The organism is Bdellovibrio sp. CKG001 (assembly GCF_055397465.1).
The window spans coordinates 487,522-504,127 of sequence record NZ_AP029173.1 but is presented as its reverse complement, the minus strand read 5'-3'; the positions used below and the strand labels follow the sequence as shown (position 1 = coordinate 504,127).

Annotated in this window: 14 protein-coding genes; 1 reads left to right on the top strand and 13 read right to left on the bottom strand. The window is 49.6% G+C overall.

Translation table 11 applies throughout. The features are described from left to right. Positions 1-2: 2 nt before the first annotated feature. From ACZ50P_RS02505 to ACZ50P_RS02455, 11 genes are all read right to left on the bottom strand, one after another. On the bottom strand, positions 3-1,565 hold the full coding sequence (locus ACZ50P_RS02505; RefSeq protein WP_464133199.1) for a chemotaxis protein CheB: 1,563 nt from the start codon (positions 1,563-1,565) through the stop codon (positions 3-5). Beyond that, complete coding sequence (locus ACZ50P_RS02500) at positions 1,562-2,329, bottom strand: chemotaxis protein CheW (protein WP_464120023.1); 768 nt, start codon at positions 2,327-2,329, stop codon at positions 1,562-1,564. The genes ACZ50P_RS02505 and ACZ50P_RS02500 overlap by 4 nt, the downstream gene beginning before the upstream one ends. Continuing rightward, positions 2,326-4,062, bottom strand: a complete 1,737-nt coding sequence (locus tag ACZ50P_RS02495; protein WP_464120022.1) for a chemotaxis protein CheA — start codon at positions 4,060-4,062, stop codon at positions 2,326-2,328. The genes ACZ50P_RS02500 and ACZ50P_RS02495 overlap by 4 nt, the downstream gene beginning before the upstream one ends. Before the next feature lie 350 nt (positions 4,063-4,412). After that, the gene (locus tag ACZ50P_RS02490) at positions 4,413-5,921 is read right to left on the bottom strand and encodes a di-heme oxidoredictase family protein (RefSeq protein WP_464133197.1); all 1,509 of its coding nucleotides are present in this window, start codon (positions 5,919-5,921) and stop codon (positions 4,413-4,415) included. A 12-nt stretch (positions 5,922-5,933) separates the two neighbouring features. Next, positions 5,934-7,019: an imelysin family protein gene (locus ACZ50P_RS02485; RefSeq protein ID WP_464120020.1), complete on the bottom strand. Its 1,086-nt coding sequence runs from the start codon at positions 7,017-7,019 to the stop codon at positions 5,934-5,936. A gap of 37 nt (positions 7,020-7,056) precedes the next feature. Continuing rightward, complete coding sequence (locus ACZ50P_RS02480) at positions 7,057-8,358, bottom strand: hypothetical protein (RefSeq protein ID WP_464133195.1); 1,302 nt, start codon at positions 8,356-8,358, stop codon at positions 7,057-7,059. Between the two features lie 153 nt (positions 8,359-8,511). Next, positions 8,512-9,534: an NAD(P)H-dependent flavin oxidoreductase gene (locus tag ACZ50P_RS02475; protein ID WP_464133194.1), complete on the bottom strand. Its 1,023-nt coding sequence runs from the start codon at positions 9,532-9,534 to the stop codon at positions 8,512-8,514. A gap of 9 nt (positions 9,535-9,543) precedes the next feature. Continuing rightward, positions 9,544-9,786: a DUF1653 domain-containing protein gene (locus ACZ50P_RS02470; RefSeq protein WP_464133191.1), complete on the bottom strand. Its 243-nt coding sequence runs from the start codon at positions 9,784-9,786 to the stop codon at positions 9,544-9,546. A gap of 1 nt (position 9,787) precedes the next feature. Beyond that, positions 9,788-10,339 (bottom strand): inorganic diphosphatase, encoded by a 552-nt coding sequence (locus ACZ50P_RS02465; protein WP_464120016.1) that lies wholly within the window; start codon positions 10,337-10,339, stop codon positions 9,788-9,790. A 16-nt stretch (positions 10,340-10,355) separates the two neighbouring features. Next, positions 10,356-10,754 carry an HIT family protein gene (locus tag ACZ50P_RS02460; RefSeq protein ID WP_464120015.1) on the bottom strand — a complete coding sequence of 133 codons (399 nt, stop codon included), beginning with the start codon at positions 10,752-10,754 and terminating at the stop codon, positions 10,356-10,358. A 103-nt stretch (positions 10,755-10,857) separates the two neighbouring features. Next, positions 10,858-12,375 (bottom strand): L,D-transpeptidase family protein, encoded by a 1,518-nt coding sequence (locus ACZ50P_RS02455; protein WP_464133190.1) that lies wholly within the window; start codon positions 12,373-12,375, stop codon positions 10,858-10,860. Between the two features lie 244 nt (positions 12,376-12,619). Between ACZ50P_RS02455 and ACZ50P_RS02450 the strand changes: the two genes are divergently transcribed. Next, positions 12,620-14,350, top strand: coding sequence for a hypothetical protein (locus ACZ50P_RS02450; RefSeq protein WP_464133188.1), 1,731 nt, complete (start codon positions 12,620-12,622; stop codon positions 14,348-14,350). A gap of 81 nt (positions 14,351-14,431) precedes the next feature. On the opposite strand, the gene ACZ50P_RS02445 is transcribed toward ACZ50P_RS02450, so the two are convergent. Beyond that, positions 14,432-15,571: a citrate synthase gene (locus ACZ50P_RS02445; RefSeq protein ID WP_464120012.1), complete on the bottom strand. Its 1,140-nt coding sequence runs from the start codon at positions 15,569-15,571 to the stop codon at positions 14,432-14,434. Positions 15,572-15,702: 131 nt separating this feature from the next. After that, positions 15,703-16,596, bottom strand: coding sequence for a PP2C family protein-serine/threonine phosphatase (locus ACZ50P_RS02440; RefSeq protein ID WP_464133185.1), 894 nt, complete (start codon positions 16,594-16,596; stop codon positions 15,703-15,705). Between the last annotated feature and the right edge of the window lie 10 nt (positions 16,597-16,606).

Below are 16,606 nucleotides of genomic sequence, written 5' to 3'. Positions count from 1 at the left end.
TCCTAGTATAAGTTTTGGTTTCGATACTGCATCAGATGATGCGCCAACATGTCGGCATTGAGTATCTCATCCGCCACTCCCAATTCAATGGCTTTCTGAGGAGCGTAGGGAAATTGCGCCTCGTCGGGGTGTTGCACCACAGTGGCCCCGCCGACCTTTTGTACATCCACGAGACCTTCCACACCATCAGCCCCGAACCCACCCAACAAGACGGCATAAACCCCTTGCGAATAAGCTTGTGCCGCAGACTGGAACAAGACCGTGCTGGAAGGAAGCTGGGACGCCACCGGAGCACCTTTCATGATATTGATCATCGGCCCTTGGGGGCGTGACACGATTTTGCCATGGTGCTCAGCAGGAATAAAATACACATGCCCCATACGCAAGAACTCGCCGTCTTTAGCCAGGACAGGTGTCACCTTTGAACCGGCTTTTAACTTGCTGATATAGGCCGTCACGAAGTTGGCAACGGTACTGCAGGCCACCACAACAGGAGGCGTATCGGCCGCAAGACCTTTTACGAACTTTTCCAGCGAATCTGCGCTTCCGGCATTGCCGCCCACGACGATCACTTTCAGTTCGGCCGCTTTCTTGCGCGGCATCGTCGAAAGAGTGCTCGTTCGGACCACCTGTGGCGCAGGAGCTTCTTTAAGTTTCTTTAGAATATTCACAGACGCAGCCGCACGCACTTTTTCAACCAGCATGCCGGCCAGATCTTTTAAAACCGCCGGATCGAACTGCGATGGTTTATGGACAAACTCAACAGCCCCCAGCTCTAAAGACTTCATGGCCGCTTCCCCGGTGCTGGCCAATGAAGAAACCATGACCACCGGAATTGGATGATGCTTCATCAGTTTTTCTAAAAACATCACCCCGGACATTTTGGGCATCTCGATATCCAGAGTCAAAACATCCGGCTTCTTGGACAGAATCAGTTCACGGGCCTGATAGGCATCCGCCGCAGCTCCAACGACCTCCAGGCCGTTTTTGGTAAACATATTCGTGAACAAGGTGCGCACCGTCGCGGAATCATCCACCACCAGCACTTTCACATTTTTCGCTGCCGCCAAAGGGCGGAAGCCGGACAAATCCACAGGCTTGTCAACACTGCCGCTTTGCGAAGATGAATTATGCAAAACCTCAAAGGTCGCCGTGTTCAACTTGATCGTGCGGGCCGCTTCTCCGGCGACGTTCTTTTCAAGGATTGGAATTCCCAGTTCGCGCAAAGTTTTTTCCGCAAATTCGATATTGCGCTTCCCGATCCCCTCTCCGATTTGCGCCACACTGATCACATTGCCGCCGCCATAGATTTTGGCCTGCAGCTTGCTGCGATTCGCTCCCAGCCGAACACATTCTTCGACCAACAGAGGAATCGCGTGAACTCCATAGCGGGTGTTCACATGATCATCCGGGGCACCATCAGAAAGCAGATAGTGATTTAAGCCACCGATCCGAGTTGTCGGATCGTGCAGGGCCACAGCCACACAAGAGCCCAGAAGAGTTGAAATGATCGTCTCTTCGCGAAAAGCGGCGATTTTTCCAGGGAACAAATAGTGCGTATTCATGCTGCCACCAGTTTTTCAAGATCCAGCACCATAATACTGCGCGAGTCTTTGATAAAAAACTGGCGAATAAAGTCGGCAGACATCATGTGGGGATGGTTTTCAATATTTTGTAGTTCTGTTTCTTTCAGGGTGATCAGTTCCTCAGTCCCCGTCACCTGCAAAGAGAAGCGAATCCCCTGTTGTTCGCAGATGACATAAAAGCGACTGTCAGTATCCACTGACACAAAGCCATGATCCTGCAAATTCACCACAGGGACCGCTTCGCCCCTAAAAGGCACGACACCCAAGATGCCGTTTTGACGCTCAGGCAGACTGTACAAGGGCAGGCGTGGACTGATCTCAATCACACTCAGGATAGGAATTGCAAACTCCTGCTGGCCCGAACGACAGTGCAGCAGCTGCACCTCACGCAGATTCTGAGAGTTCAAAGCAAACCGCGTGGCCAGATCCGCGCTGTCTTCTTTTTCCTGCAACAGCGCTTCCGCATAAGACTTTAAAGTCTTCAGAGCCTTCAACAGTTCGCTGACACCTTGAACTTCCTCGGACTTTTGCTCAAAACTTTCCAGCCATAATGCCAGATGTTCAAACTCATTGGTGCGAGCATCCACGGCCCAACTGCGGGCTTGTTCTGCCACCTCACCGCGAATACGGCGCCAAAGATTTTCATCGGTCAGATCAGAAAACTTTTCGACTTCCTTGATCAAACTGTCCAGAAAGTAGGATTTAAGCTCGGCCGTGAAGTCATCACCGAAGAAATCGCTCATGCAGCCTCCCTGTTTTCCTCTGGCAGTGCCAGCAGCGCTAACATCTTTTCCGGATCCACGATATAGGTGATCTTCTCATCCGCCAGGATGGAAATACCCTTGAAGCCTTTTTGCTCACGAATCAGATTGCCGAAGGATTTAACCACCAGATCTGTCTGCGCTTCAATTCGATCCACCATCAAAGCCAGCACCTGATCCTTCACGCGAATAAACACCGCCGAAGAACCCCGTGCGACTTCGTCAGAAACCTTTAGGTTCAAATTCAGAATTTCATCATAATTCATAAACGGCACCGTCAAACCACTGAACTGGCAATAGCGCAGATGCTGGACGGTGTTGATCTTGAGTTCCTCACACGAGGTGATATGTGCCACGGACGACAGCGGAACCGCAAACTGATGTTCACCCCAGACACACAACAGGGCGCTTTCAACCATGATGTGCTGTGGAATTGGAAGCTCCAGATGGAAGGACGCCCCCAGGCCGGGATGATTTTCCACCGTGATTCGACCACCGTATTTTTCCACGATCGCCTGGACAACATCCATCCCCACACCACGTCCGGAGATCGTGGTGACCTTGTCTTTTGTGGAAAAGCCCGCTTGGAAAATAAATTTGTAAATCTCATCTTCTGAAAGACGGTCTGCCGCCTCGGCGGTGACCAGAGCGTTTTTTATCGCTCTTTGCAGGATGCGCTCCTTGTCCAGACCTTTCCCGTCATCTTTAAAAACCGCGTGGACCGAACCACTCTTTTCGAAGATCTGCAAATGCAAAGTTCCGATGGAGCTCTTTCCCTGCAAGGCCCGCTCAAACTGATCTTCGATACCATGATCAATGGAATTTCTAACCAGATGAACCAGACATTCATAAAGATCCTTGCCCAGCCCCTTGTCGATTAAAAGTTCGGAACCCACCACTTCCAGATGGACGTTTTTATTAAGTTCTGTCGAGGCCTGACGAACCAGCACCGGCAAAGCCTGTAAGCTGTCACCCGCCTTCTCTTTGCGCACCACCTGCACCTGATTCTGAAACTGGTCACAGATCTTACCCAGATTCTGGGCAAAGTCCCCCTGACGACGCTCGAAGACTTCCGGCTGAATGCGAAAGTTCACAGTTTGATTCATCATCTGGAAGAAGTTTTTTAGAACCAGCAGTTCCCCGGATAAACGCAGGAATTCATTCAACTGCGCCGTGGAAAGCCAAACACCGGGATCATCCCCGGAACTGGCTGCTGCTGCCGCCTCTCGAATGCGCGTCGGGCCTGACGGTGTTTCATTTTCAAAACTGAAACTGCCATAAGAGGAAATCACCTCAATGGCTTCGCTGAGCTCTTCGGGATAGACTTCCCTTTTTTCACGCAGGCTTTGCGCCAGCACTTTGAGAATGCGTGAACTTTTAAGAAAGATATCCACGCAGGCTTTGGTGACCGGCCGGGATTCGCGTTTGATTCGCGTCAACAAAGCTTCAAACTCGTGAGCTAAAGAGCCCAGAAGTTGCCCTCCGGGAACCGCCCCCACGCTGCCTTTTAACGTATGTATTTTTCGAAAAAGAATATTCAGTTGATCCTGATCCTGCGGGTTGGCTTCAAGCTTCAGAATCAAGGCATCCAGATCTTCGAGAATCTCTTTGGACTCTTCAAAGAATGCGCGGGAAACTTCTTCGACTTGCTCAAAATCGATGAAGACAGCACCTTCCTGCTGTGATTTCTCTAGTTGATTTGTATCATCTGCCATTTCTGGGAAGGCCCGCTTTCTGCTTAAGAGGTTTCCAGAATTTTATCGGCATTTCAGGGATTTATCTTAGGACCGGGATTTCAAATTAATGGATGATATGTGAGCTCAAAAAGGAAGAGCGACCTTCACGGTCGCTCTTGTTACAAGATTCTTTCGAATCCTCGGCGAAGGTCCAGTCGTCCTAAGAGGACGCCACCTCCGCCTTGGTTATGTCTACGTGTTTAACCATAAGCACCACCTCCTTACCAGCCCCAATAGAAGCTTGTATTCATGGTACTATGGTCAGACTGTTAGATGCCACTTTTCTGAGGTCCAGTTTTAACTTTCCCAGTTCAGATTGAAACAAGTCATTACAAAGACTTGATGAACTGAATCAAAGCGGCGCGATCCGTTTTGGGAAGTTGAGTAAACCGAGTTTTTGAATACTCGGCCTCACCCCCGTGCCACAGAATCGCTTCTTCCAGTGTTCGGGCCCGGCCATCATGCAGGAAACCTGCCCGAGGATTGATCGTCTGAGTATGACCCATCCCCCACAGCGGGCGAGTCTTCCACTCGCGGCCATCAGCATCGAAATCCTGACGTCCATCCGCCAGGCCATCCCCCATGTCATGCAAAAGCATGTCCGTGTATGGATAGATCTTCTGATTTGCAAACGCCTTGATCGGATGATCGCCGGTTGTGAAACTGGGGTGATGACAAGTCGTGCAGCTGACTTGATGGAAAAGACCCGCTCCGCGAATGACTTCTGCTTCGGTGGCTCCACGGCGCGCAGGCACAGCCAAAGTTTGCGAATAGAACACCAAATCATTTGCCACCTGATCACTGACCTCCAAAGTCTGACTTGGCTGACGGCCCTGATTGAAAGCATCCAGCAAAGGCGTTCCCGCAATGCTTTCAACTGGGAACGCGTAGTTGGTCACCCCAATATCCCCACGCAAAGCCCCTAAGGACTGGTGCAGTACTGACGGCGTGTTATTCTTCAAACCAAAACGCCCCATGGACACTGGATAAGGATTCCCCGCCATGCTTTTTTCGATATCAAAAACATAGTTCGGACGACCGCTGACACCTTCCGCAGAAAGATCTCGGGCTGCCAACGCCAGAATGTCAGATTCTTGAATCGCCTCGAGCAATCCCAGGCCGATCATTGGCGTGCCGATGCGAGCCCCCATCTTCACATCCCTTTCATAAAGACGGCTTCGGATTTGACCTGTCACGGAATCAAAGTACTCGTCATAGGCCCCTGTGACTTTGAATACAGGTTTGCGCAGCTCCACTTCCTCACCATCGGGATAAACAAACGTGCTTTTTTCGTACTTCATCCAAACCTGCGCCTGCCCGGCACCAGGAAGATCTTCACGAACTCCCAAAGACCCCAGGTGGAAGAGCTGATCCGAGAAGCCTGGAACCGGAACCGGCGCTCCCCAGTTGTTTTCCTTATTCTTTGGGCGCTTGACACCATCCTCAATACTGATGCGCAGGAAAACGGCTTCATTTTGACGAAGCAGAACCCACTCTTTGTTGAAGGGCACCACAGGCAATGCCCCCCGGCCATCTTTGGAATGGCAGGCATTGCAACTGGTATTGTTATAAACAGGCCCCAAGCCATGATCAAAACGGCTGGCATCATCAGAGAAATTTCTCTCAAAAAGAGCGTCGCCGGTCAGATGACGGGCGATCTCTTCTTCAGACAAATTTGCAGCCGGATTACGGAAAGCCCAGATTGATTGTCCTTTGAAGAATACAGTTGTATCTCCGCCGGACTTTTCCGCGTACACATAATCCATGTCAATCTGTGGGGCAGCCGTCGCCGCCCCCGCCATAAGATTCAATACAGAAATAACAATCCAGGCTTTCATATTTTTTCCCGCTTACATATCCAGAGTTGGAAGAACTTCAGATTCCAAAGTTGCATGGAGTGCATTCAATGCATCAATCGCCGTCTGAGTGCGCGCACGACCATCTTTTGTGAAGATCGCCTGGCCGAAGTCGCCCCCATTTGCCGGGCGGATGGCTTCGATCAAGTTGATGCAGTTGATAATGTCCGCTTCCACGCGGGCTGCCAAAGCAGGGTCCACTTTTTCTACCAGGGCTTTTACGCCCGGGCCTTTGTTTTGTTTGTAGTGGCCAGTATAGATGCTGTAAACAGAGCGGATGTTGTGCTGGAAGTCCTTCAAAGAATTCCATGCAAAGGGAGATTCCACCAGCGCCATGTTTGCAGAACCGATGTCGGCCCCCAATGGATCTGCCATTTTACCATTGGCAACCTCATCCACGATTCCCATCATGCCCTGAACAAATTCTTCCATCACGGCTCTTTCAGAGGAGTAGAACTGATTGTTCATCCCAGGGTTGCTGATGATTTTTACATAACCCGGAGCCTTTGGATTTTCCGGATCATAGTTGGTTGTCCAGGCATGAGCCAGTTCTGCCGTGTGTTCTGCCAACAACTGAGCCGAAGCCTGCAAATACTGAATTTGTTTTGCCGTCAAAGCAGAAGCCGGTTTTGTGTTCGTGACTTTGCCGTCGCCGAACAAAAGATACTCCAGCGTGTGGAACCCTTGAAGGTTTGTACCCAAACCACGAACCAGATCCGTTGTGATCGCACGGTTTGAGTTCATCACCGCATCCAGATCCAGCTTGTTCAAAGGCCATGTATCCAACAACGGATCGATTCCCAAAGAGTCCACCGGACCAAACAGGAAGGATTCGGAGCTTTCCCAGGGAATACGAGCCGCACGCCAAGCAGCTTGGGCTTTATCCAGATTTTCTTGATTTACATTTGCCGCCAGAACTTCAACAGCTTGGGACAATTCTGCCGTTTTGGCAGCCAGATCATTGTAAGTCGCCAGAATCACATTGTAAGAAACGTGATTGATAATTTCTTTGTTGGAGGCCGCTTGTGCTGTCACACCGGCAAAAGCCAAGGCTGCCACCATCAATTTAAGAGCTTTCATTGAGTACTCCTTATGGTTGTTAATAAAATTTCAAAATCTATTTTTCAAACGCGGACAGGTCGAAGCCGAAGGCCACATTCGCCTGATATGTCTCTGGCAGACCTTGCAGTTCTGTTTTGTCACGGGAGTACTGCACTTTCATGAAGGCCGCTGTGTCCCACATCCACATAAAACCACCCGAACGACGGCTGACATCGTAACGAGGGTTCTTGGTGATGTTCCCCATGACGTCTGCAAACGTATTTACATGTTCGGCCTTCACATAGAAGGTCAAACCGGGCGCCGCCCAGTCATATGAAAGCTGCACGCTTTCCAGACGCGCCTTGGAACCCAACGGAGCAAAGGCTTTCGGTTTTGCAAGACCACCCAAGGTGGCATTCGCTGCAGAAACCTTATCTGCGTTGGTCAAGGAACCCTCAATGTATTCGGCCGCAATTCCAAAACCATTCCATTTATAGTTGCCCATCACGGTTGTGATACGGACCTCGCCAGGAACTTTGAGTTTGTCCACTTTATAGCGGTTGTCTGTGGTATCACCCACGTATTGAGCAATCGCCACACCCGTGCCTTTGGCAACGCTGCCCCACTCGATGCTTGCCACCGTCGCCAGATTGTCAGCATTCATGTTTTCAAAGTGACGCTGATATCCACCACCGACCCAAGAATACGAACGGAAGAATTCTGAGTTCAAACCATTCACCAAAGAAAGACGACCTGTGAAGCCGCGGTATTTTTGTTCCACTGAAACACCGGTTTCAGTCCAGCCCAAGGGAATCATGCGGGATTCAAGATCCGAAGCCAGGATCGTTGGGTAACGATGTGGCTTGCTCAGCACCGTACCCAAGGAAATGAACAAAGGAAACTTACCGATTTTCAATGCTGTGTCGGTTTTCTTGAAATCCTTTTTGTAAACGATTTCCTTCAGAACAACCTCACCACCTTTTTCAATTTCCTGTTCGAATTCACCGAACTCTTCAAAAGGATCGAATTCCACCGTTGTGCCCACACCGCCGTGCTCGATCTCTACTTCGAATTCGACTTTGGCGCTGTCGTTCAGATGGTATTCCCCCTCAAAGGCGAACTCTGCCAAATCCATGGAACGGCGAACGATCGGCTCCAGATTCTGGACTGTTTTAAAGGTCTCGCCCTGACTGAAAGAGATATAGCCATAAGAAGTAAACTCGAACTGCGGGAAGTCCTTTTTCACTTCCGGCAATGAAGCCACTTGTGTCACTTCAGCTGCTGTGGTTGTGGCCGTTGTCGTCGCGGTGGCCGGGGAAACTTCCTGAGCATGAGCTGCGGAAGAAAAGGCAAAAAGGATATATAGGACCCATTTCATTTTATCAATATCTCCGTGAGGCCCGTTTGTAGGCTCGCGGCAGACAAAGGTAAAGAGACGCGCTAAGAATTCTGCTTAACTGAGAATTTCCTGAATGTCAGATGAAAGCATATTGATAACAAAGATAGAAACCCGCGGAAACTCGTGGTTTCCTCAGACGGGGTTGGCTAACTTTGCCATAAACTCCCGAACCGAACCAGCCTGCAATGTCCCCAAACCCCGTCCTGCCCACAGGGACTGAAAGTCAGTGTTGCCAAGCTCCTGGGCTTTTCGACGAAGCGGTGTCGTCAACCAATGCTGAAGGGGATACGGCGGGATCTCGGCTTCGTGCACTTTCATTTCTGTCGTGAATCTGTTCGTCAGACCGCGAGCCCATCGGCCCGAAAAAACTTTGATCATTTCAGAATTTTCCGGACGAGCCGACAAAAGTGCCTGCTTGTATTCTTTCGAGGCTCCGCTTTCATCACAGACCAGGAACGCAGTGCCAATCTGCACGGCGGATGCACCGGCAGTCATGACTTTATCCAGTCCTTCTCGGTCACAGATTCCTCCAGCCCCAATCACTGGAATCTTTAAATTCAACGACAAAGTTTGCACCAGCTCTTTGGTAGGAATTAATTCAAACGTTTCACCAAGAAACGATCCACGATGCCCACCAGCCTCAGCCCCTTGAGCTACGACGGCGTCACATCCCTGCTCTTGCAAGACAAGGGCTTCCGCCAAAGTAGTCGCCGTACCCATGACATACACACCCTGAGCTTTCAGAGCTTGCATCTGCGACCCCGTCAAACAACCGAAAGTAAAGCTGAAGGCAGGAACTTTTTCCTGCAAAACCACATCCCACTGCTTTTCAAACAGCCCCGGATCAAAACTCAATTCGGGGACTTCAGCAAAACCCAGCTCCCGATAATACGGAGCCAGCCACTGTTTCATTTTTTCGACCTGGGACGTATCCACCGGGACATCAGAGGGAATAAACAAATTTACGGAAAAAGGTTTCCGTGTTCGGGCCTTCACCGCTTGGATCAATAGGCGCAGGGACTCTGGCGCCATGTACCCGGCCCCGATCGAACCCAGGCCCCCGCACTCGGACACTTCCGACACCAACTCTGCCGTGGTAAATCCGCCCGCCATAGGCCCTTGGATAATCGGAAGTGATGTCAGTGTCCATTGCATCGCAAGCTCCTATTTAAACAGGAACTTAAAACGTGGCACCTTTTCCCCGTTTACATCCACAAGCTCATTCCACATGTGTGCCGGACGGCTCCACAGGCGTCCCAAAGGATTGTCATACAGAGACTCATACAGCACCACATCTTCCAGTGTTTCACTGTGATGCCCCAGCCCGATGACCTTGTAAAGCCGACCTTTGTAGTGCTGATAAATAGCGCCGGGAATAATGTCTGTTTCTGGCTTGGAATCTTGCATCCTATCTTCCCGCTTCTTTCAGAAGTTTTTCCTTCTCTTTTTCATAAAGCTCGAAGGATTCATTGATGATCTTCAATGTTTCAGGCAGATCCAGAAAGCCCTCCACTTCGACCTTCTTATTCTCCAGGCCTTTGTAGATCTCAAAGAAGTTTCGAATTTCTTTGAGCTTATGAGGCGCCAGATCCTTGATCGTCTGCACATGTGCCATCTCCGGATCGTCTTCGTGGACCGCAATGACTTTGTCATCTGATTCACCCTGATCAATCATCCGCATGCAACCCACCGGGCGAGCCCGCATCAGGGACAACGGATAAACCTCTGCCTGTCCCAGCACCAGAATGTCCAACGGATCATTATCACCACAATAACTGCGGGGAATAAAACCATAGTTTGCCGGATAGTGAACCGAGCTGTACAGCACACGGTCCACCTTCAGCAGACCTGACGCCTTGTCCAGTTCAAACTTGGTTTTAGAGCCCCGAGGAATTTCAATCAATGCCGTTACGATCTGCGGAGCCTTTTCGCCAGGGCTGATGTCATGCCAAGGATTCATGGGAAACCTCCAGGAATTATAAGTTTTCTAGATGCTTGATAATTTCAGACTGAATCTGCTTCATCTCTGCATCGGAACGACGCTGAGCTCTTTTAAAATCCAGGTCCGGGATAGACCAAGCCGGGATCAAGTGCAAATGGTAATGCGGCACTTCGAATCCCGCCACCATCTGGCCGACACGCGGTGAACCTGCCGCCTTCAAAATAGCCTTGCCGATTTTCTGGGACACCTTGTGAAGGTGAGCATAGGTTTCTGCAGGAACCTCTGTCCAATGGTTGATTTCTTCCTTACTGATAACCAGTGTATGCCCCAGATTTACCTGATCCAATGCCAGGAAAGACAGGACGCGATCATCTTCATAGATTTTGTAACAAGGCAGTTCGCCGGAAATGATTTTTGTGAATACAGATGGCATGATTTCTCCTCAAATTAAAATAGTACAGAAAAATCATGCCTTAATCAGTGACGTTTGGCCAGTCCTCCAACATCTTCAACACTCCCCATTAAGAAAGCAGCAGTTACCACGCACCCAAGCGTAACAAACGGGGGCCCTGCTTATAGGAATCTTCTGCGAATCTCAGCACACCGTCTGAACTCTGCTGCGATGTCAGGAAGACCAGATACACCGGCATGTGCTGCTTCAGCTGCACTCGGGTTTCATTTTCAAGAACCTCTCCGGGCTTAGCCATATATCTTTCAATGGTGCGACGATCCCAAGCCGTTCCCCGCATCAAGTACTCTGCCAGATCCACAGGCTTTTCAACTCTTATGCATCCGGAACTGAGCAGCCTGTGTGGCTCGGCAAAGAGCTCTCTTTGATTCGTGTCATGCAAATAAATCGCATAAGAGTTTGTCATCATAAACTTCAAAGAACCCAGGGCATTCATACGATGAGGTCTTTGCCGAATATAGATATTGGCGTCCTGATTAGGATCCATGTTGTACCAGTCGATACTGGCCGGATCGAGCTTCTGCGTGAAGGACTTGTTCCAGACTTCATAGTTGTGACGATCAAAGTACTGGCGGATTTCCCAGGGCCATAGATTTTTGATTTCCTCCACTTTGTCTTCGCGGAAGATCGTCGGTGGCACCACCCAGAATGGATTGATGACCAGGTAAACGATCTTGTCTTTCATAGTTGGAGACTTTCTTTCAGGACGTCCATTGATCGTGCGAAAGCTCATGGTGTAAAGGCTGCCACCCGTCTTATCCACCAGGCTGAAATAGGACATCGCCAGGTTCACAAAGATATAACGATCTTCAAAGTGCTGTGGAAACCAGCGCAGCTTTTCCATATCCAGACGCACCTGACGCATTCGATCCTGACAAGACACATTCAAATATTTCCACGTCTTACCCCCCGGAGAAATTTTACTGTCGGGCTTAAAACGCAAGTTCCATTGAATGTCGTTCACCGCCGCAAAAACTTTGTCATCAAAGACATCGTCCAGATTGTTCATCGGATATCCCAATTGTGACATGCGTGTTTTCAACGGAATCAGAACTGGATCTTTGCTTCCCAGCTTCAATGTCTTTTTCACCTTGGGAAGAGGACCCCATTCCCCGGCTTGACAGATTCGGTCTATTTTACGAAGGCTGTCCCGCAAAGCCAAATACTGCGGGGACTGTGGTGACAACGCTTCCAGCAAGATCGATGGATTGGAGGCTGCGACGACCAGCTTTTCTTCCAATTCTTTCACTGTCAGAAATGGCTTACGGGTCAGTTTGACATCCACCCCCACCAAGGCCGGATCCACCACACCCGACGACACATCCCTTAAAAGCCTCAGAAAATTCAAGTTGGCCTGAGCCTTCAGGTTGGGATTACCTGAATCCTGCAGGTAAGTGGCCTCCATGGCATCACTCCAGTAGCTCTTTGCATTCACACCGTGGTCTCCGGACCGAATCATCGCCTCGCGCAGATCCTGCAAGGATATTCTATCTACAACGGTCAGGTACTCCTTTTGAGTCTGTGCATTCGCAAGCAGGGACAGGCTCAGAACAATCCAGAAAACCATGAGACGTATCAACTCCATAACCCCTCCTCATGTTCTTCCTTATCTAAATTTTGGCCATAAACGGGCTGCAATGTTAGGGTTGGACTGGGCCTCTGCCCGGAAGATTTCCAAAACTAAACCCACCTCATGCAATTAGACATTTTTCTGGCTTCAGGTTTGCTCCTTACCAAATGTGACAGGACTCTTGCTGGCGCAGGAAATCTAATGCGAGCTGATCGCATAAAAGATCTACACCTGTTGAACTTTTTTGGGAGGTCTCAAAATGAGATGGTCTAAAACAATGCTGACTTTGGGTATGATTGCTTCGTGTGCAACACTGACCGCCTGTAAGAAAGAAAAAATCGACGGTGCGAGCATTCACACAGTGCGAACCAAGCCAGCTGCTGAAAAAAGCACGACTTCTCAAAAACAAGCTGAAGACACCAAGAAGACTTCAGACCCAGCAACAACCGCTGACGCTTCCAATCTGACTGTCGGCCAACGCTGCTATCAGGATCTGTGTGCCGCCAATGCTGAGGTTTCTTTGACAAAACTGATGACCGATGCGGCAAGTGCCAACGAGACTTTGAAAAAATATTATGATGAACACCTTGCCCCCCAAGTGCTGGCGACAGTCAACGCCCGTATCGAACAGACCTCTGCAACTTTGGCATATTTCGCTGAAAAAGAAGCCCAGTTTGACAAAGTTGAAGTCGCAGAGGATCAAGCCCGCCTGATCAAGGCCATCTATGTTCTTGTTCGTCCCGAAGCCACCGAAACCCAGAAAACCATTATCGGCCTTCTGGGCAATGAAGCCTTTATTAAGGCACATACGTTAAAACAAGTAAAAGGGGCATCGGCCTATTTCACTGCCATCCACAATGGCAAGAATCTGACCGATGCAACCAAGGTTGAAATCAACAAGATTCTGGAGCTGGAAGAAAAGATCAACAATGCAGCCAAAGGCCGCATCCTGAATATGAAAACCGGAGCCTTGCAAAGATTCCTGAATGGCGAAGTCATTGAAATGGATGAACTTGAAGGTCTGGCTGACAACAGCTTTGCCTTGCGTCTGATCGATGCCGTGATGGATGAAAAGAACAACATCGCCCAGCAAATCAACCTGGATCTGGCAGAGATGAAACAAATCTATGGCAAGGCCACTTTGAAAGAACAGCTGAAAGACCTTGAGTCCCTTAAAACGGAAATGCTGAACCTTTGCCAGAAAGAAATGACCCAAGCCCTGAATTTGTATCCGCAAGAAAGTGAAGTGACCGCCTTCAAAGCAACGACTGAACAAGTTCGCAAGCAGGTCCTTTCTTTGTTAAGCGCTCAGGACACCGCCTACCAAGTTGTACAAAAGGCCGTCGTCTACAGCCCTATGACAAACGAGAAGGCCGTGAAATTCTGGTCCCAAAGCCTGAAGGATTTAACGGCTGATTCCAAAGACGCCATCAGTGACCTTAAAAACCTGGATACTTCTGGCACGTTCACCCTGGCCACCATCCTTTCGATGACCCTCAACCCGAAACCAACCAACTGCTTCCACCTGGTGGATTTGCGGATCTCTGATGCCGCCCACACGACGGATACTGGAATCAAAGCCAGCTGGTTGTCGGTGAAAAAACCATCCTATGGCGTGGCGATTCTGGCACATGAATTCGGTCATTTGGTCTCAAAATTCAGCCAAAGCTTCAACTCACAAAAATCCTGCCTGGCAGGCAAACAGGGCAGCACCCGCTTTATTGAAGAAGACTTTGCAGACGTGATTGCCGGAAAAGTTATGACCGGCATGCAAAACAGCCTGAACGGAAAAAGCAATTATGGCTGTCTATTTGCTTCGACAGAAGGGACTCCAAGCCTTCAGGTCGAAAAAGAGGATACCGAGACCATTCATTCCACTGGCCTGTTCCGCGCTCTGCAACTGGCGCAGCTAAGTAAAGCAGCCATCCCCGAGAGCTGCAAACAAGCCGTGCAGCAACAAGCCCCTAAAGCTCTGGACAAGTGCGAGTAACAAAACAACTGCTGAAAATAAAAGAACCCACACTTTGAAGGTGTGGGTTCTTTGTTTTAAGCCTTGAATCAAATCCAGATCTTAGCGCTGGTTGGCCGGAGTCCATTTCAGACCCTCTTTGCCAGCCCATTTGCCGCGAGGACGGTAGATACGGTTGTTCGCGTACTGCTCGAAAGCATGAGCGCACCAGCCGGAAATACGAGACGCTGCAAAGATTGGTGTGAACAAATCTGTCGGGATACCCATAGAGAAGTAAACCGTTGCAGAGTAGAAGTCCACGTTTGGCATCAAACCTTTTTCGTTGAACATGGTGTCGTCGATCAAAGTGGACATTTCGTACATGTGGTGAATACCAGCATCTTTAGTCAACTTTTCAGACATGCCACGCAAGATACGAGCACGAGGGTCGCCGTTTTTGTAAACGCGGTGACCGATACCCATCACTTTTTCTTTCGCCGCCAAAGCGTCCTTAACGAACTGCTGAGCTTTTTCCATCGTGCCGATTTTTTGCAGCATCAAGATAACCTGCTCGTTCGCACCACCATGCAAAGGACCTTTCAACGCACCAATCGCAGAAACGATCGCAGAGTGAAGATCAGACAAAGAAGAAGCCGTTACGCGAGTTGCGAAAGCAGAGCAATTCAACTCGTGGTCTGCGTGAAGGATCAAACAAGTGTCCATCACTTTTACGTGCTCAGCTTTAGGCTCAACCCCGCCGCCCAACATGTACATCATGTTCCAAGCGATGGATTTGTCAGTTTTTGGAGTTACAGGCTCTTTGCCTTTGCGGATAGCATCGAACGCACAAAGAAGAGTTCCCATTTTGGCAGTCAAACGAACAGACTTGCGCAAGTTTGCTTCAGCGCCGTTGTCGTTAGCATCTGCATCCCAGTGTGCCATCAAAGAAACCGCAGTGCGCAGCCAGCCCATTGGATGAACATTTGTAGGGATTGCTTTTAGAACCTTGATGAACTCAGGGCTCAAAGCCATTTCATTATGAAGCTGAGTGGAGAACGCCGCCAACTCTTGAGCATTTGGAAGTTTGTCGTTCCAAAGAAGGTAAGTGACTTCTTCAAAAGTGGAATTCGCAGCCAAATCTTCGATCGTGTAACCACGGAAATTAAGAGAATCACCGACGATAAATGATACTTTCGTCGTACATGCAACTACGCCTTCCAAACCCTTGTCCAAGGCGCCTTCATAGATATTTACTTCAGCCATCGCAGTTTCCTTTCTGACTTTTTCATTTCAATAGCATTGTAGACTTATCAATAATTTTGACAAGTTGTCACGGAGTTCCCGCCCCAAAGTCGCATAAACAACCCCACTGAAAACATAGTAACAATCAGGTTCTAGCGGGAAGCTAGTTTAATGACTCGATCTTTGACTTCGGTGACGATCAAGGTCTGATCTCGTACTGGGTCCGACTTGCCGGAGTACTTCTCATTGGCGAAAAGAATCTCGTTACGCAGCTCATGCACCCCTTGCTTCGGGGCCCGAGAAATCGCCTCGGAAATTCCATGTCCACCCCAGTTCACACCCAGGGAATTCTGAGACATCTTCAGCCCTTCCGTCGCCAGAATCAGGCGGTCTCGCGGATTGAGCTGGATCACTCGACTTTGAGGCTCCGTGTTAAAATCTTTGCTGAGACTCGGACCTGTCGGCAGAAGCTCCACCAAGCCTTCTTGCCCGTAGACCTGCATAAAGCCGTCGATATTGCCGACGGAGCAATACTGCATTTCAAAACTGCGACGGTCCACGATCCCGTAAAAGACGCTGGCCTTGTCTTCGTTCTGAATATTGGGAACCACTTCCTTGGCCAGGAGCGCCACAACCTTGTGTGCCTCCAGCCCCCGGCGTGCTTCGATCTGAGAGGAAATTTTGATGATCATGGACAGCAACAATGACGACAGCGAATAGCCGCTGGCACTGGAAATCAGGATCCCAAACTTCAGCTTGTCTTCATGTTCAAAAATATCGAAATAATCACCGCCGGACCGAGTGCCCGGCAGGAATTTGGTGCTGAACTCAAAGCCCTGCACATTGGGCAGTTCGGTAGGAGACAGGAACTTTTGCAGACTTTGCGCCAGTTTCAGTTCCTGACTGACTTGCACAATCATTTTTTCCAGGGCCCCATTGGCCTTGCCCAGTTCCAGACGATAGCGGTGAAGCTCGGCTTCCTTGACCGCCAATTCGTGTTCAAGTTCTGAAATTCGCTCTTTGAGTTCGTCTTGTTCTTTTGCCATGACGGCTTAT